Source organism: Mycobacterium palustre, assembly GCF_002101785.1.
GTDB lineage: Bacteria > Actinomycetota > Actinomycetes > Mycobacteriales > Mycobacteriaceae > Mycobacterium > Mycobacterium palustre.
The window spans coordinates 51,635-66,060 of record NZ_LQPJ01000124.1 but is presented as its reverse complement, the minus strand read 5'-3'; the positions used below and the strand labels follow the sequence as shown (position 1 = coordinate 66,060).

At 62.8% G+C, this 14,426-nt stretch carries 13 protein-coding genes; 1 reads left to right on the top strand and 12 read right to left on the bottom strand.

What is annotated here, in order from left to right:
• Nucleotides 1–6 precede the first annotated feature (6 nt).
• The 10 genes from AWC19_RS20605 to AWC19_RS20560 all read right to left on the bottom strand — a co-directional run bounded on the left by AWC19_RS20605 (nt 7) and on the right by AWC19_RS20560 (nt 10,883).
• Entirely contained in the window at nt 7–198 is a 192-nt protein-coding gene (locus AWC19_RS20605) for a ferredoxin (protein WP_085079843.1), read from the bottom strand.
• Complete coding sequence (locus AWC19_RS20600) at nt 198–1,583, bottom strand: aldehyde dehydrogenase family protein (protein WP_085079842.1); 1,386 nt, start codon at nt 1,581–1,583, stop codon at nt 198–200. The genes AWC19_RS20605 and AWC19_RS20600 overlap by 1 nt, the downstream gene beginning before the upstream one ends.
• Before the next feature lie 38 nt (nt 1,584–1,621).
• A complete protein-coding gene (locus tag AWC19_RS20595) occupies nt 1,622–2,413 on the bottom strand; it encodes a coniferyl-alcohol dehydrogenase (protein WP_085079841.1) in 792 nt (263 codons plus the stop codon).
• A 7-nt stretch (nt 2,414–2,420) separates the two neighbouring features.
• Nucleotides 2,421–3,686: a cytochrome P450 gene (locus AWC19_RS20590; protein ID WP_085079840.1), complete on the bottom strand. Its 1,266-nt coding sequence runs from the start codon at nt 3,684–3,686 to the stop codon at nt 2,421–2,423.
• Nucleotides 3,683–5,221: an acyl-CoA synthetase gene (locus tag AWC19_RS20585; protein ID WP_081490081.1), complete on the bottom strand. Its 1,539-nt coding sequence runs from the start codon at nt 5,219–5,221 to the stop codon at nt 3,683–3,685. Before AWC19_RS20585 ends, AWC19_RS20590 begins: the two co-directional genes overlap by 4 nt.
• Before the next feature lie 4 nt (nt 5,222–5,225).
• Nucleotides 5,226–5,630, bottom strand: coding sequence for an SCP2 sterol-binding domain-containing protein (locus AWC19_RS20580; RefSeq protein ID WP_014711224.1), 405 nt, complete (start codon nt 5,628–5,630; stop codon nt 5,226–5,228).
• Nucleotides 5,631–5,816: 186 nt separating this feature from the next.
• The gene (locus AWC19_RS20575) at nt 5,817–6,887 is read right to left on the bottom strand and encodes an ABC transporter ATP-binding protein (protein ID WP_014711223.1); all 1,071 of its coding nucleotides are present in this window, start codon (nt 6,885–6,887) and stop codon (nt 5,817–5,819) included.
• 175 nt (nt 6,888–7,062) lie between these two features.
• The gene (locus tag AWC19_RS20570) at nt 7,063–8,181 is read right to left on the bottom strand and encodes a phosphotransferase family protein (RefSeq protein WP_085079838.1); all 1,119 of its coding nucleotides are present in this window, start codon (nt 8,179–8,181) and stop codon (nt 7,063–7,065) included.
• A 9-nt stretch (nt 8,182–8,190) separates the two neighbouring features.
• A complete protein-coding gene (locus AWC19_RS20565) occupies nt 8,191–9,837 on the bottom strand; it encodes a phytoene desaturase family protein (protein WP_085079837.1) in 1,647 nt (548 codons plus the stop codon).
• Nucleotides 9,837–10,883, bottom strand: coding sequence for a DUF7064 domain-containing protein (locus AWC19_RS20560; protein ID WP_085079835.1), 1,047 nt, complete (start codon nt 10,881–10,883; stop codon nt 9,837–9,839). The genes AWC19_RS20565 and AWC19_RS20560 overlap by 1 nt, the downstream gene beginning before the upstream one ends.
• A gap of 296 nt (nt 10,884–11,179) precedes the next feature.
• Between AWC19_RS20560 and AWC19_RS20555 the strand changes: the two genes are divergently transcribed.
• Nucleotides 11,180–11,827, top strand: a complete 648-nt coding sequence (locus AWC19_RS20555; RefSeq protein WP_085079834.1) for a TetR/AcrR family transcriptional regulator — start codon at nt 11,180–11,182, stop codon at nt 11,825–11,827.
• Nucleotides 11,828–11,878: 51 nt separating this feature from the next.
• On the opposite strand, the gene AWC19_RS20550 is transcribed toward AWC19_RS20555, so the two are convergent.
• Together AWC19_RS20550 and AWC19_RS20545 are read right to left on the bottom strand one after the other, a co-directional pair.
• On the bottom strand, nt 11,879–13,075 hold the full coding sequence (locus AWC19_RS20550; protein WP_085079832.1) for an acetyl-CoA acetyltransferase: 1,197 nt from the start codon (nt 13,073–13,075) through the stop codon (nt 11,879–11,881).
• Nucleotides 13,068–14,426 (bottom strand): OB-fold domain-containing protein, encoded by a 1,359-nt coding sequence (locus AWC19_RS20545; protein ID WP_085079831.1) that lies wholly within the window; start codon nt 14,424–14,426, stop codon nt 13,068–13,070. The genes AWC19_RS20550 and AWC19_RS20545 overlap by 8 nt, the downstream gene beginning before the upstream one ends.

The following is a 14,426-nucleotide window of genomic DNA, read 5'->3' as shown; positions in this document are numbered from 1 at the left end:
TGCTCCCTATTCATCGATAGACAGCGCGCCGGTCGGACAGTTGTTCACCGCCTCTTCGACTTCTGCCCTTTCGTCCTGCGCTGGTTCGGATTTGATGGCGTGCGCCTGGCCGTCGTCGCCGATCTCGAACACCGACGGTGCGGTGACCTCACACAACCCGATTCCTGAACACTTGGTGGTGTCAACCTTGACTTTCATCAGAACAATCTCCGCATGATGTTGAGGGCGAGTCGGCTGTAGGGCGGGTAGACCAGACGCGGATCGGGTTTCGCCGTTTTGGACAGCACCGCGCGGCGGTGGCTGAGCGTTTCGAAGCCCCATCTACCGTGGTAGGCGCCCATGCCGCTGGCGCCCACACCGCCAAACGGCAGCGACGGCACCAGACAATGCATGGCAACGTGATTGATCACCGCGCCGCCGGATGGGATGCGATCAACAAGGTCGCGGCTAGCGCGTCCGGAGCCAAAAACGTACAGCGCCAATGGTTTCGGTCGGCCGTTGACGAAATCGACTGCTTGGTCGACTGACCTGTAGGTGATGATCGGCAAAAGCGGACCGAAGATCTCGTCGGCCATGACCGGGTCGCTGGGTGACGGATCAACGATGACGGTCGGTTCGATGCGCAGCGTGCTGCTGTCCCAATGGCCGCCGGCGGCCACTTCGCCTTCGGTGCTGCCGATCAGCGAGACCAGCCGGTCGAATTGGCGCTGGTTGACTATCGGTACCCCCAGACCACCTTCGTCCGAACGAAAGTCGCGAAGGTTGCCGACGATCTTGCCGACGAATTCCTTGGCGATGCTGTGATCGGCGAGCACGTAATCCGGCGCGATGCACGTCTGGCCAGAGTTCAGCAGCTTGACCCACGCGATGCGACGGGCGGCGACATCGATATCGGCATCGGCCGTGACGATCACCGGGCTCTTGCCGCCGAGCTCCAGCGTGACCGGGGTGAGGGTTGGTGCCGCCGCGGCCATGATCTTCTTGCCGACTTCGGTTCCGCCGGTGAAAAGAGCGTGGTCGAAGCCCGCCGCCAGCAAGTCTTGGGTGACCGCGGCGTCACCTTCCACGACACGTACAGCCTCGGGGTCGACGTACTGGCTGAGCTGTCGCGCCAACAACGCCGATGTGGCAGGCGCGAGTTCGGACGGCTTGATCACGGCGCAGTTGCCGGCCGCCACCGCGGCGACCAGCGGCGCCAGACTCAGATACAGCGGATAGTTCCACGGACCGATGATCAGCACAGCGCCCAAGGGGTCGTATTGCACCCATGCCCGACCAGGCAACTGCGCCATCGGCAACGATTCCCGTCGCCGGCGCATCCACTTCTTCAGGTGCTTGCGCGCATAGGCGGCCTCGCCCTTGGTTGAGGCGATATCGCCCAGCCAGGCCTCCTCAGGACTGCGACCGAGGTCATCGGCCAAGGCCGCAGCGATCGCGGGCTCGCGCTCCTCGACGAACCGCTCGATGCCGCGTAGCTGTTCCAGTCGCCACTGCAAGCCCAGCGTTCGACCGCTGTCAAAAACTTTCCGAAGATCGGCGAGCACATTGGCGCCAGCGGTGATCTTCGGTGCCGAGATAGTCACAGATTCTCCTGAGCGGTATAGGTTCTTCTTTGGGCGGATCAGATTTCGGGCGCGGGCACTACGCCACTCGCGACCGCTCCGCTGATTCCGCCATCGACCGCGATAGCCTGACCGTTGACCCAGCGAGCGTCGTCGCCGGCCAGAAAAAGCACCACGTCGGCAACGTCGCCCGGATCGGCGTGACGCCCGAGCAGATTCTTCAATCCGTCGAGCGTGTCTTTGCCCATCGATTCTTCGAAGTCGACCAAGATCGGCGTTTCGACCGGTCCGGGCAGCACCGCATTGATCCGAAAACCCATCTCGGCCACCGCCAAACCCATCGACATGGTGTAGACGGTGGAAACTTCCTTCGAGAAATTGTAGGCGTTGCCCTGCTGCGGGTTGGCCTTGAACCAGGCCGCACCCTCCTCAAAGGTGTCGGTCGCCAACAGATCCCGGATCAGGTCGAGCCGTTCTGGCCAGCCGAACCCTGCCGTCGACGACACGATGGTGATCGCGGCGCCCGGCTTCAGTCGTTCGAAGAACGACTCCGTCAAGTGACGAACTGCAAGGCTGTTGACGGCCAGCACCAGGTCGGCCGGCGCGGTGCCCGGTATACCGGCGATGTTCATCAAGCCGTCGAATTCTCCGTCGAGTTGCTCCACCGCCGTGTCGATGCTGTGGGGGTTGGCCAAGTCGACTTCGATGTGTCGGGTCACCGGCGCAGTCGGTTGGTTGCGGTCCAGGCAGTGCACCTCCGCTCCTGCAGACAGCAAACGTTCTGCCACCGCGTGTCCGATGCCGGATGCGGCGCCGGTGACGACGTAGCGTTTCCCGGAAAAGTCGGCCATAGCTCTCCTAGTCGATCGTGTAGGGCAGGGATTTGACTGCGGTGATGAAGTTTCCGGTCAAATACTCGGGCTCGCCAACGCGCAGGCCCGGCGCCCGGAAGATCAGCTCGCGGAAGATCGACTCCAGCTGCATCTTGGCCATGAACGCGCCCATGCAGAAGTGCGGGCCGCCTCCGCCGAATGCGACATGCGGATTGGGTGAGCGGGTGATGTCGAATACGTTGGGGTTGTTGAATACTCGCTCGTCACGGTTGGCCGAGGAGTAGACCATCGTCACCCAGTCGCCCTCGCGGATGTGCTGGCCGTGCAGCTCGGTGTCCTGAGTGGCAGTGCGCCGGAACGTCATGACGGGGGTGGTCCAGCGGACGAACTCGTCCATCGCGACTTTGATCCGCCCGTCGAAATCCTGTTCCAGCAAGGCTTTCTGGTCGGGAAATTCCTGCAACGCAATTGTGGTGAAGGTGGTGGTGGTGCGCGTGGTGTCGTTGCCTGCCACCGAGAGCAGGACGAAGTAAGGCCCTAGTTCGTCGTCGGTGAGCTGCCGTCCATCGACCTCCGCTTGGACCAGGGAGGTCATCAAGTCATTCTGCGGATGCGCCCGGCGCTTCTCGGCGAGACCGATCCCGATATTGAGCAGCCCGACAAGGGAGTCGGTCAGCACTTCGCCGGGTTCACGACCGGCCGCGACGTCGGGATCGGCCCATGCCACCATGCCCTCTGCCAGGTGCGCCGCCTCGTCGCGCTCGTCCTCGGGCAGTCCGAGCATCTCGTAGATGGTCCACATCGGAAGGCGTTTGGCCACCTGTTGTACGAAGTCGCCTTCCTTCGCCTTGATCAGATCGCTGACAATCGATTCCGCCTGGTGCTCGATCTGTTGTTTGATCTTGGCGACCTGGCGGGGCGTGAAGACTGAACTCACCAGCCGTCGCAAGCTCGAATGCTTCGCCCCGTCCATACCCAGGAAGGACTGCGTTGCATCGAGCATCTCTTCGGGAACGGCCTCGAACGTAATGCCCTGCCCGGAGCAGAAGATCTCAGGGTTTTTGCTGACGTAGCTGACGTCCTCGTGGCGGGTCACGACCCAGACACCGTCGATTTCTGGCTCCATCATGGAACCTTCGATCGGCCGGTGCCAGCTCACCGGGCGTTCGTCGCGAAGGATCTTGAATGCCTTCTCGCGCTCGTCGAAGCTTTGCGCCCAGAATGCTTGTGACGAGATGTCTACCGGGTCGAAGGGCGGGCGGTCGGTTTTGGCTGGTGTCTCAGTAGTCATGCGGGTGCCTCCATATAGCGGTCTTTGAGACTTCTCTTGGCGAGCTTTCCGGTGGCTGTCCTGGGCAGCTCGTCGACGAAGTCGACGGAGCGGGGTGCTTTGAAATGCGCGATACGCTCCCGGACGTAGGCGATGATCTCGTCTGCCAATTCAGGAGATGGCGTTGCCTCAGTGCGTAATTGGACGACGGCTTTGACCTGTTCCCCCATCTCCGCATCGGGCACGCCGATGACCGCGACATCGAAGACCTTCGGGTGCAGCGTCAAGACGTTCTCGATCTCCTGCGGATAGATGTTCACTCCGCCGGAGATGATCACGAATGCCTTCCGATCGGTCAGAAACAGGTAGCCGTCGTCGTCGACGTAACCGATGTCGCCGACAGTGGTCCAGTTCTCGTGGGCCGGATGCCTCGACGAAGCGGTCTTTTCCGGATCGTTGTGATACTCGAAGGGCGCCACGTCGCGCTCGAAGTAGACGGCCCCGACCTCACCCGGGGGCAACTCACGGCCCTCCTCGTCGCAGATGTGCAGGACACCCAGCGCGGATTTGCCCACCGATCCACGCTTGTCTTTCCACTCCGCGGCGGTGATCACGGTGGTGCCGTGTTGCTCTGTCGCGCCATAGTATTCGACCAGCACAGGGCCCCACCAGTCGATCATGGCGTCTTTGACGTCTGGCGGACAGGGCGCTGCCGCGTGCACGGCCAGCCTCAGTGACGAGAGGTCGTAGCGGTTACGAACTTCCTCTGGCAACTGCAGCATGCGGACGAACATCGTCGGGACCATCTGACTGACTGTCACTCGATACTTCTCGATCGCGGCCAGTGCCTGTTCGGCGTTGAACCGCTCCATCAGAATTACGGTGCCGCCCAATGCCTGAACGCCGCCACACCACTTCAGCGGGGCGGTGTGGTAAATCGGTGCGGGCGAAAGGTATACGTCATCGCTGGTGATCTTGAAGGCCTGGGCCAGCAGCCCCACCAGCGGATCCCCGGGCTCGTCGACCTGGATCGGAAGAAGATGCGGCCTAATGCCTTTGGGCCGTCCGGTGGTTCCCGATGAATACAACATCTCCGAACCGCGCGGCTGGTCCGTGATCGTCGGGTTGGCGCTGGCCAGTAGGTCGTCGTAGGGCAGATAGCCGGCGATCGCATCGCCGAAGGAGTACCAATGTCGTACCCCTGAACCCCGATCACGCAGGTGATTGGCCAATTCCTGGACCCCGGCCGAGGCGAACACGACGCTCGCGCCGCTGTCATGCAGGATGTACGCCGCTTCCTCTGGAGCCAAGTGCCAATTGACAGCGGTGATGTACAGGCCAGAACGTAATGCGGCCCAATAGATCTCGAACGCCTCGGCCGCGTTGTCCGAGACCAGCGCAATGACGTCGCCTCTGCGTAGGCCCATTCCGTGCAACGCCGACGCGAGTCGGGCCGAATGGTCGTCGAGTACGCCGTACGTCAGTGTCCGGCCCGACTCAGCCATGATCACAGCCGGTCGGTCCGGGGCAGACTGCGCGTGTGTACCGGGGAACATCGGCCTAGACGAGCAGGTCGTCGCGACCGTCGTTCTTGAGCCGCTCGATGTAGCTCGGATACAGCTTCTTTCCGAGCGGGGCCAGCTTGAGCAGGCTCGCGACGTTGCCGTCGACTTTGATCTTCTTCTTGGCCATTGCCAGTGGCAGGTTGACCTTGCCCTGCCAGTACCCGTTGCCGGTCTCAGCCGTCATGGACATCGTGGCGTTCGGCGGCGCCCCGCCCTCGAGTCCTTCGCGCACGGATTTGTTCGCCATGTCGATGACCACAAGCGCCTCGGGATCGGTGAAGTCGAACGCCACCACGAGTCCGGTGGCAACCAGCTTCGGCCCGATTTCTTCATCCTGGAAGGCCGTCTCGAAAATCCCGCCGATGTATTTTGTGACCTCCGCCGAGTCCTTGAACCCCATTGTTTCGCGTCTCCTTAATCTCAGTTTATTTTAATTAAGATTCAAATTGTCGCCGAGTCAGGTTTCGTGCCACGAAGTATGCTCAGCACGGTCTATGACCCCCGTCACAGGGACCTTACCATAAGTCGACTTATGGTAAGGCGCTGCTCCTCGTCACCAACCCGACATCCACCCTTGCGGCCGGAATCAGGACCCTCGCAGGATCGGCATCGATGCGGTATCGACCTCGTCGTGCTGGTCGGCGTAACTGTCGTAGTTTTCAGCTGCGGCGTGCTTGCCGGCTTTCGCGAACGATTCGAGGATGGCCTCCTGGGCATCCTTGGGCAGCAGGTGCAGGTTCTCCCGAACCCGGGCCTGACGACGGGACACAGCTTTGCGCTCGGGCATGCCCGGAGTGCAGGTGATCTGTGGGGGCACGCCCTCTATCTCCTCGACACCACCGTCGTGGTGACCGGCCTCCATTTGGGCCTGCTCCTCGGCCATGGTGGCCTCGTCCTTTTCCTCGGACATGCCGATCGGCCCGATACGACGACCGTTGAGGAACTGCCGTACCACGGGCTCGTCGCTGGTCAGCAGCACTTCGCGGGGCCCGAACATGACCAGCTTGCGACGGAACAGCATGCCCATATTGTCGGGCACCGTGCGCGCGATGTTGATGTTGTGCGTCACGATCAAGATGGTCGCGTCGATCTGGGCGTTGATGTCGATCAGCAACTGCGACAGGTAAGCGGTACGGACCGGATCCAGACCCGAGTCGGGCTCGTCACACAGAATGATCTGCGGGTCCAACACCAGCGAGCGGGCCAGGCCGGCGCGCTTACGCATACCACCGGAGATCTCACCGGGGAACTTCTTCTCATCCCCGCCCAGACCGACGAGTTCCAGCTTCTCCATGACCACGTCACGGATCTCGCCTTCGTTCTTCTTGGTGTGCTCGCGCAATGGGAACGCGGTGTTGTCATACAGGTTCATCGACCCGAACAAAGCGCCGTCCTGGAACAGCACGCCGAACATAGTGCGGATGTCGTAGAGCTCCTTGGGCGAACACTCGGTGATGTCGGTGCCGTCGACCACGATCGAGCCGTGCTCCGGGCGCAGCAGACCAATCAACGACTTCAAGAACACCGACTTACCGGTACCCGACGGGCCCAGCAGCACGCTGACCTCGCCCTCCGGAATGTCCATCGTCACGTCTTCCCAAATTCGCTGAGCGCCGAACGACTTCGTCAGCCCCGTAACCGAAATACCGATACCCACGCCAACCCCTCCCGTTTCGACACTTGCTCATCGCCGGTTCGCTCGGCGCGCGAGCAAACCGCTCAAGCGTGTCCGCCGGGGCCAGCATAGCTTCGCTGCGTCGACGTGACAGCAGGATTTTTATCTTAAATAGAAAAACTTCGGGCTGGTGCATGACGCCCGCGATCGCGTCGCCTCACTGGCCACGATTGCCGATGAAGCTGATGCTGACCGCGTCTGGAGCGGTCAAACCGAGCAGCTTCGCGACCAGTTGGGTAGCCGGATTGCTCAGCGCCATCGTGGCATCCGGCGGCAGAAGTCCGGCACCGATCATCAGGTGCGCTGCCCGAACCATCAAGATCGCCAACCGGGTTCCGGCCAAGACCTCGTAATAATCCAGGTTTTGCAGCCGGTGACCTGTGATTTGCTCGTAGTACTCGACCGTTTCGGCGTGATCGGGAATGCCCTCAGGCAGCGGCAGGCCCACACCCTCGGTGTGATGGCGCTGGAGGAACAGCCACCAGCCAATTTCTTGCTCACGGCTGGCCAGGACGACCATCTCCCAGTCGAGCACCGCCGCGGCCGCCAGGCTGTCGGAGAAGATGATGTTGCCGACCCGTGCATCGCCCCAATTGAGCACCTTCTCTGTATCGGACTCAGGCCGGTTCTCGTCGAGCCATGCAAGGGCGGCTTCGATCGTCGGGTTCGGCTCGCCCTCGGCCGCCCAGTCGAATATCTTCCGCCAATAAGCCAGGCCGGCGTCGAGACCGCTGTGGTTCTCGGGTGCATCCAGGAACCCCAACCCGGCCCCGCGCCAGTCGACACCGTGAATGGCGGCCATCGTGTCGATGCCGTTATGCCACATCCGACGTCGCTGCTCAGGCGTCAGGTCGAGCACCCACCCGGCCGCCGTAAACGGTGGGTCGTCAGCCGGGATGCGTCCGTCGATGCGCTCCATCACCAGGAACGGCGAACCGAGAATGGACGGATCTTCTTCGTAGAAGTAGGCCTCGGGGACCGGTACCTTCGTGTGTTTGCCCAATGCCTTGATGACGGCCCACTCCTTGCGCAGGTCGTAATCCCGGAACACTCCGGGGCCGTTGGGCTGCACCCGGGCGACCATGCCTCTCGTTACCGCCGCACCATCCTGCTGCCAATGCACGGTGAACAGCACCGTTTCGTTCGACAACCCGCCTGCACCGGGCACGTGCAAGTCGGTGATCGTGATCTGCTGGGCCTCGGGCATTTTCGAGGATAACCAGTAAGCCAGCTTGGCGGCTGCGACATCGGTGTCGATTACGTTCTTCAGTGCCATGAGATCTCCTCAACGAGAGTTCGAGATTCGCTGCCTGGCGCGACCGACCAAGCCGTTAGACCGCTTCATCTTTTTCAGTAGCCATTTGGCCGATTGCTGACCGGGAATGGCGCTGATACCGCCCGTGGGATGCGTCCCGGCGCCGCTGAGGAACAACCCCGGAACTGGCGTGTCGTAACTGCCGAAACCCGTTGCGGGCCGTAATGGTCCGAACCGCATCCCGGCTGGGTCGACGTGATACACGTTGCCGCCGGGCACATTGAAGCGCGTCGCCAGGTCCGGAATGTTGAACACCCGTCGCTCGATGACCATCGAGTCCAGTCCTTTGTAGAAGTCGGCTGCTGCGCTCAATGCGCGGTCTCCTATCTTGTCCCGGACGTCCTCCCACGGCTCGTCCGGATGTGCCGGCGTGATGCCGGACCAGTACCAGAAGGTGTCCTTGCCGGCCGGTGCCTGGCTGGGGTCCAGGGCTGTCGGAATGATCCCGATGCCGCAGATCGGATCCGGCCAGCGACCGGCAATGGTGTCCTCCCACGCCCGGATATGCTCTTCGAATGTCTGCCAGGCGCAGATCGGTTCGCGCAGATCCAAGCCGTCATCTCGCCAAGCCTGGTGGCGCGGCAGGGACAACTGACCGTCGAGTGCGACATCGATCTTGAGCGTCGCAGCCTCGACCACATCGACCGGGATGGCGTCCGCGCGTCGTTGCATGGTGTCGTCGAGAACCCCGCGCGGCAAAAGCTCACACAGCGTGAGTTTCGGGCTGCACGACGCCAACACATAAGGCGCGCGCACTACCTCGCCCCCTTCGAGTCGAACACCGCTGATCTGACCGCGGTCGAGCAACAACTCTTCCACGCGTGCGGACAGACGTACCTTGCCACCATGCGCCTCGAACGAACGCTGAATGGCCCCCGGCAACGCGCCCGAACCTCCGACCATGCGAGACGAGTTGGTACGCATGCACATTGCGATATAGATCAACGCCCAGCCGGTGCCATCCTGAGTCATCCAGCAAAACGGCGGCATCGACGCCAGTGCGGCGCGCAATAACGGGGTGTCGAAACGCTCGGTGATGATCTCGGCATGCGAACGGGTCAGGAAGCTGATCAGAGGCAGCAGATCCTTGCGCCGACGCAGCGCCACGGGTATCGCATTGAGGATCGCTTTACCTGATGGGTGGGTCGGGTGGCCGTTCATAAATGGCAGCGCGAGATCCATTGCCGCGTCCAGCTGTTGGGCGAACTCGAGATAGGCGCGAGCGTCTTTGCGCGAGAAGTAGTTCAGTTCGTCAGCCGTACGCGCCGGGTCTTTCCAGAAAGCCAGCGATGGTCCGTCAGGATCGAGGTGCACGTGGAACGGATCGGCGATGACCTGCCGCAGACCGTGGCGTTGCAGGTCCAGATCGGCCTCGACGGTGCTCGAGCGGAACAGCGAAGCCTGAATACCGCCTTCGTTGATCAGATGCTCTGGCGCCTTGTCGAAGATGGCGTTCGTGCCCAGCATGCCACCAGACGTGGGCGAGGCCTCCAGCACGACCACCCGAAGTCCCGCCCGGGCGAGGTAGGCCGCGGCCGTCAGACCGTTGTGGCCGGCGCCGATCACTACGACGTCGTAGTCATTGCTCTTCGAATGAAACACTTCCTGCCCTCCCATCACGACTGCCATGCGGCCAGCGCACGGCGCTTCATCAGTTGCTGGTACTCGTCGAACCACAGTTCTTGGTACGTCGCGTAGGCGATTCGGCCCTGTTCGTCGGTCCAGCGATAGACGCTGTCGTGGAAAGACGTGTTAGGCCACGCCGGCAGCGACGCGCAGGCGATCGCCTCGCCCTGAAACCGGTACACCTCGCCAAGCTCGTCCTCGGTAGTGATCTCTTGACGCATCGGCAGGTAGGTTCGCTGGTGGTATTCGAGGACGTTGCGGCGTACCCACTTGATCGACCGGCTTTCGTCGCCGCGCTGAATCCAGGCGAAGTGATGTGAGGCGCGGTCGCCGACCTCGTAGAGCCCGGCCCACGCGGGATCGGTGTCCAGCGGTTCAAAGCTGATCTGGTTGAAGATCAAATCCGGACCGAAGTACATCGGTGACCAACCGACCGGCGGAACCGGGACTGCGCCGCGGCGTTCCACCCGGATCTGGCACCACGATCGATCTCTCGGTGCGTAGCAGTTGACCGCGTGAACGTCGCCGCGCAGTCGTAGTTCGCCGGTGACATGCATGAATTGCTCAGTGCCGCCGGGCATCCGGGATGCTTCGTGGTGATCGTCTTCCCCCGGCATCACATGCCCTCGCGCCAGAAGCGGAGTCACCGCCTCGGCGATGACATCGATCGCGGCGGCTCCATCACCGCTGTCGTAGGTAAGCCGCGCGGTCTTTCCGGGCTCGATGAAGTCGATCGTCAGCCCGTTGTCAGTGGTGATCGTGTTTCCCGACACTGTGGGCCACGGCATCGTTATCTCGTAGTCCAGGAAAGCCATGTCGGTGTATTCGATGTTGTCGGTGCCCTGAAAGATGCAGACGCCGCCTTGTGACAACGGGAACGCCGGCTGGTAGCGGACGTAGAGGAATACGCCGATTGCCGCCTCGGGAACCGAGAAGCCGAAGTAATGCGTATGGATGAGGTGTGGATCCCACTGCTCCCCTGCTGCAGGCAGCGGTAACAGCAGGTCGGTTTCGGCGGGATGAGTGTGTAGCGGCATGAAAGCTCCTATGCATCAACGGGTGTGACGGCAGACAGCAGCCGACGGGTGGGCCAGCCGTAACCAGCCCGAGGCACGCGCGACCGTGCTCCCGACGCCGCCACGCCGGACACCAAGGTGTTCACGATTGCCTTGCCGGCCCTGGGCATCGCCCGAAAGATCGGCGGCTTCGGGATCGCCTACAGCGGAGAAACCATCGGAATCTTCCTACTCATGTGAGCCAGTTCACGGCGCCACCTAACGAAGCTAACATGAACGTGAATAAGATTTCAAGCATGAATACGTATTCAGCGCGTATGAATTCGGGCGTGGCTTCTGCTCCCAAAAGCAAGACGCTGACCCGCGTCGAGCGTCAGCGACTCCGCACGCGGCAGTCGCTGATGGATGCCGCTCGCTCGCTGATCGCAGCGAAAGGCGTTGCTCGCGTGCGTATTCAGGACATCACCGAGGAAGCAGATATCGCCTTGGGCGGTTTCTACAACTACTTTTCCTCCAAAGAAGAGCTGCTGGAGGCGGTGATCACCGAGAGCCTGTCCAAACTCGCGTTGGCAACGATCAGCGACATCAACGCGGACACCGATCCGGCGATCGTGGTCGCGCTGGCCAACCTCAGGGTGATCCGACTGGCCTACGACGAACCTGACTTCGCCCGGCTGATCGTGAACATCGGCCATTCGGAGGCCCTGTTCGGCGAAGCGGTCCACCCCCATGCTCGGGTCGCTGTCGAACGCGGTATCGCGAGCGACCGCTTCGTCGTCGCCGACATCGAGGTGGTACTGACTGCCGTGATCGGCGGCGCCTTCGCTCTCATTCGCGAGGTCCTCGACGGACGGCACGGTCCAGACGCTGACCGGGCATTTGCCCAGCACGTCCTCGCGGCGCTCGGAGTGCCGGCCACCGAAGCCGAAACCATCGTTCGCACGGCTGCCGAAGAGCTGCTCTGATTCAGCCTGTCCTCGCGGAGCCGAAAGACACGCCCAACACAGCGTCGCGCTCTAGATCCCTTGAGTCGCGCCTACCACCGAAACAAAAGAGACACAACTGCCAGGACGCCCGCCCAGGTTGTGGGTAAGCGCGGTGTGCGGATCGCGCAGTTGTCGCTGGCCTGCCTCTCCGCGGAACTGCAGCCACGCCTCGTAGAGCATCCGCAGCCCGCTGGCGCCAACGGGATGCCCGAATGACTTCAGGCCACCGTCGGGGTTGATCGGCAACCGGCCGTCAGCGTCGAAGTCACCCGCCAGCACGTCCTTGCACGCCTGACCGGCGTCGGCGAATCCGAGATCTTCCATCAACACGATCTCCGTGGGAGTGAAGCAGTCGTGGACCTCGGCCAGAGAGAATGCGGTCCGCGGATCCACTATGCCCGCCTGCCGGTAGGCGTCCTGGGCCGAGCGCACAACCTCGGGGAAACTGGTGTAGTCGTAGCCGGGATCCATCGCGCCGCGGCCCGAGCCGGCCACCAGTGAGAGTCCGAGAACATACATCGGCGTTTCGGTGTATTCATGAGCGCGTTCGGCCGGCACGATTACTGCGCAGGCGGCACCGTCGGACACCCCAGAGCAGTCGAAAACGCCGAGCCGTCCGGCCACCTTCGGCGCCCTGTCGATGGTTTCCCTGGCGACGGCAGAACGGAACTGCGCCTTGGGGTTACGGGCTCCGTTGGTGTGGTTCTTCCAGGCAACGTGAGTCATCGCCGCACGCATCTCGTCGGCGTGGGTACCGTACTTCGCGCAGTAGGCCGGATCCAGCAGCGAGAAAGCCGCAGGTGCCGTCATCGACAGTTCGGGCGCGGTGCCGTCGCTGGGCGGATCTTGACGTAACAACCCGGAGAAGCCGGAATCCTTGAGCTTCTCCACCCCGACAGCCATGGCCACGTCGTAGGCACCACTGGCGACCGCGTAACAGGCGTTGCGGAAAGCCTCCGATCCGCTGGCGCACATGTTCTCCACCCGAGTCACCGGTTTGTCGCCGGTTCCCAGTGGTCGGCTCAGCGTCAGGCCCGACATCCCCGAGCTCAAGGTGCCCAGCCAGTAGGCGTCGATATCATTTGCCCTCAAGCCCGGAACCGACGTCATGCACTCGCTGTAGGCCTCGAGTAGCAAGTCGTCGGCAGAGTCCGCCCACCGTTCGCCGAATCGCGAGCAGCCCATCGCCACGACTGCGACCTTGCCCGCTATTCCCCTGCTAGCCATCGCCGCTCCCGTCCAATCGGGCTTTCCAGAAATAGTTGTGCACGTCGCCTGCGGTGAACAGGCGCCGGAAGGTGAATCCCACCGTTGAGCCGACCTGGATGCGTTCCGGCTCGGCATCGGCAACTTGGCAGGCGAGTCGGCCGCCACCGGACACGTCTACCACGGCCTGCACGACGGGCGGCGACGGTGAGTACGCCAGGTGGTCAACGGTGTAGGTAACGACGGTCCCTCGCATGGCCGCAACGGGTATCACGCCCATCTGGTCGGTCGCACCGCAACTCTTACAGACACGGCCCGGTGGGAGATGAACAAATCCGCAAGCCTCGCAGCACGATCCGCTGAGGCCAAACTTCCACGGTGCAGACCGCTGCGCCGCCGGGCCCGAGGGCCGGTCCGGCTCCGGACGGCGCGGGGGTTCCATCTCGACCAACCCGCGCCACGACAGGTACGTCAAGTGCGCGACGGGCAGGCCGTCGGCCCGTTGCTGGGTGACCGGCTGTGGTTGACGGGCGCCCGGCAGCGCGGTCGTCGCCCGCAACAACATCGCGTCACAGCCATCGACTGCCCACAACACAAGGATGGTGTCCCCCGCATCGGCGGTATCGAGCACGCTGCACAGTGCCAGTGCGGCATCACAGGCACCCGAGAAGCCTATGGGCGAGGTGACCACCGACTTCTCCCCTTTGACCAAGGTCGCCGCTCGCTTGACGATCGCGCTATTCGGGCAAGCGAGCACCACGTGGTCAACGTCGGCTACACCGGCAACTTTCACAACGCGTTCGACCGCGGCGCGGATGAGCGCCGCGTAACGCTCGGCACCGAACCGCTCCTCCCATTGCTCGCCAGTCACCGAAGTAACCGCGCGCCAACGATCCAGGAATTCCGCTGTCAGCGATGTGCTAGCGACGACCTCGGCGAGAGCCTCATCGCTGTCTCCGAAAAGCAATGCTGCCGCCCCGTCGCCGCCAAGCTTCTCGTCCGCCGACCCGGGCCGCCCCACCCGTATGTCGGCGCTCACCGCGAGGCCGCCGGTGCCCGCGGCGGCCAAGACTGCCGCGAACCCGCTTCGGCCCGTCCCGCAGAAGTCGACGGCCAGGCTGTCCTCCGCCAGACCGAGCGCGGCGTGGATCGCGGTGGCGTTGGTCTTGTCGGCGTAAGCCGGTGTGCTCGTCGCGAAATACAGCGCAGTGGTGTTCTGTACGCCGGGTATCGCCGCTGCGGCCGCCACCGCCATCGTCGTGCTGTCCTCGTCGAACCCACCGACTACCCGGTCTCCCCGACGTAACCCGATGTCGTTGCCGGCCAATCGGTAGCGGGGCAGGTATGCCGCGTAGCCGACCAGATCCTTCAT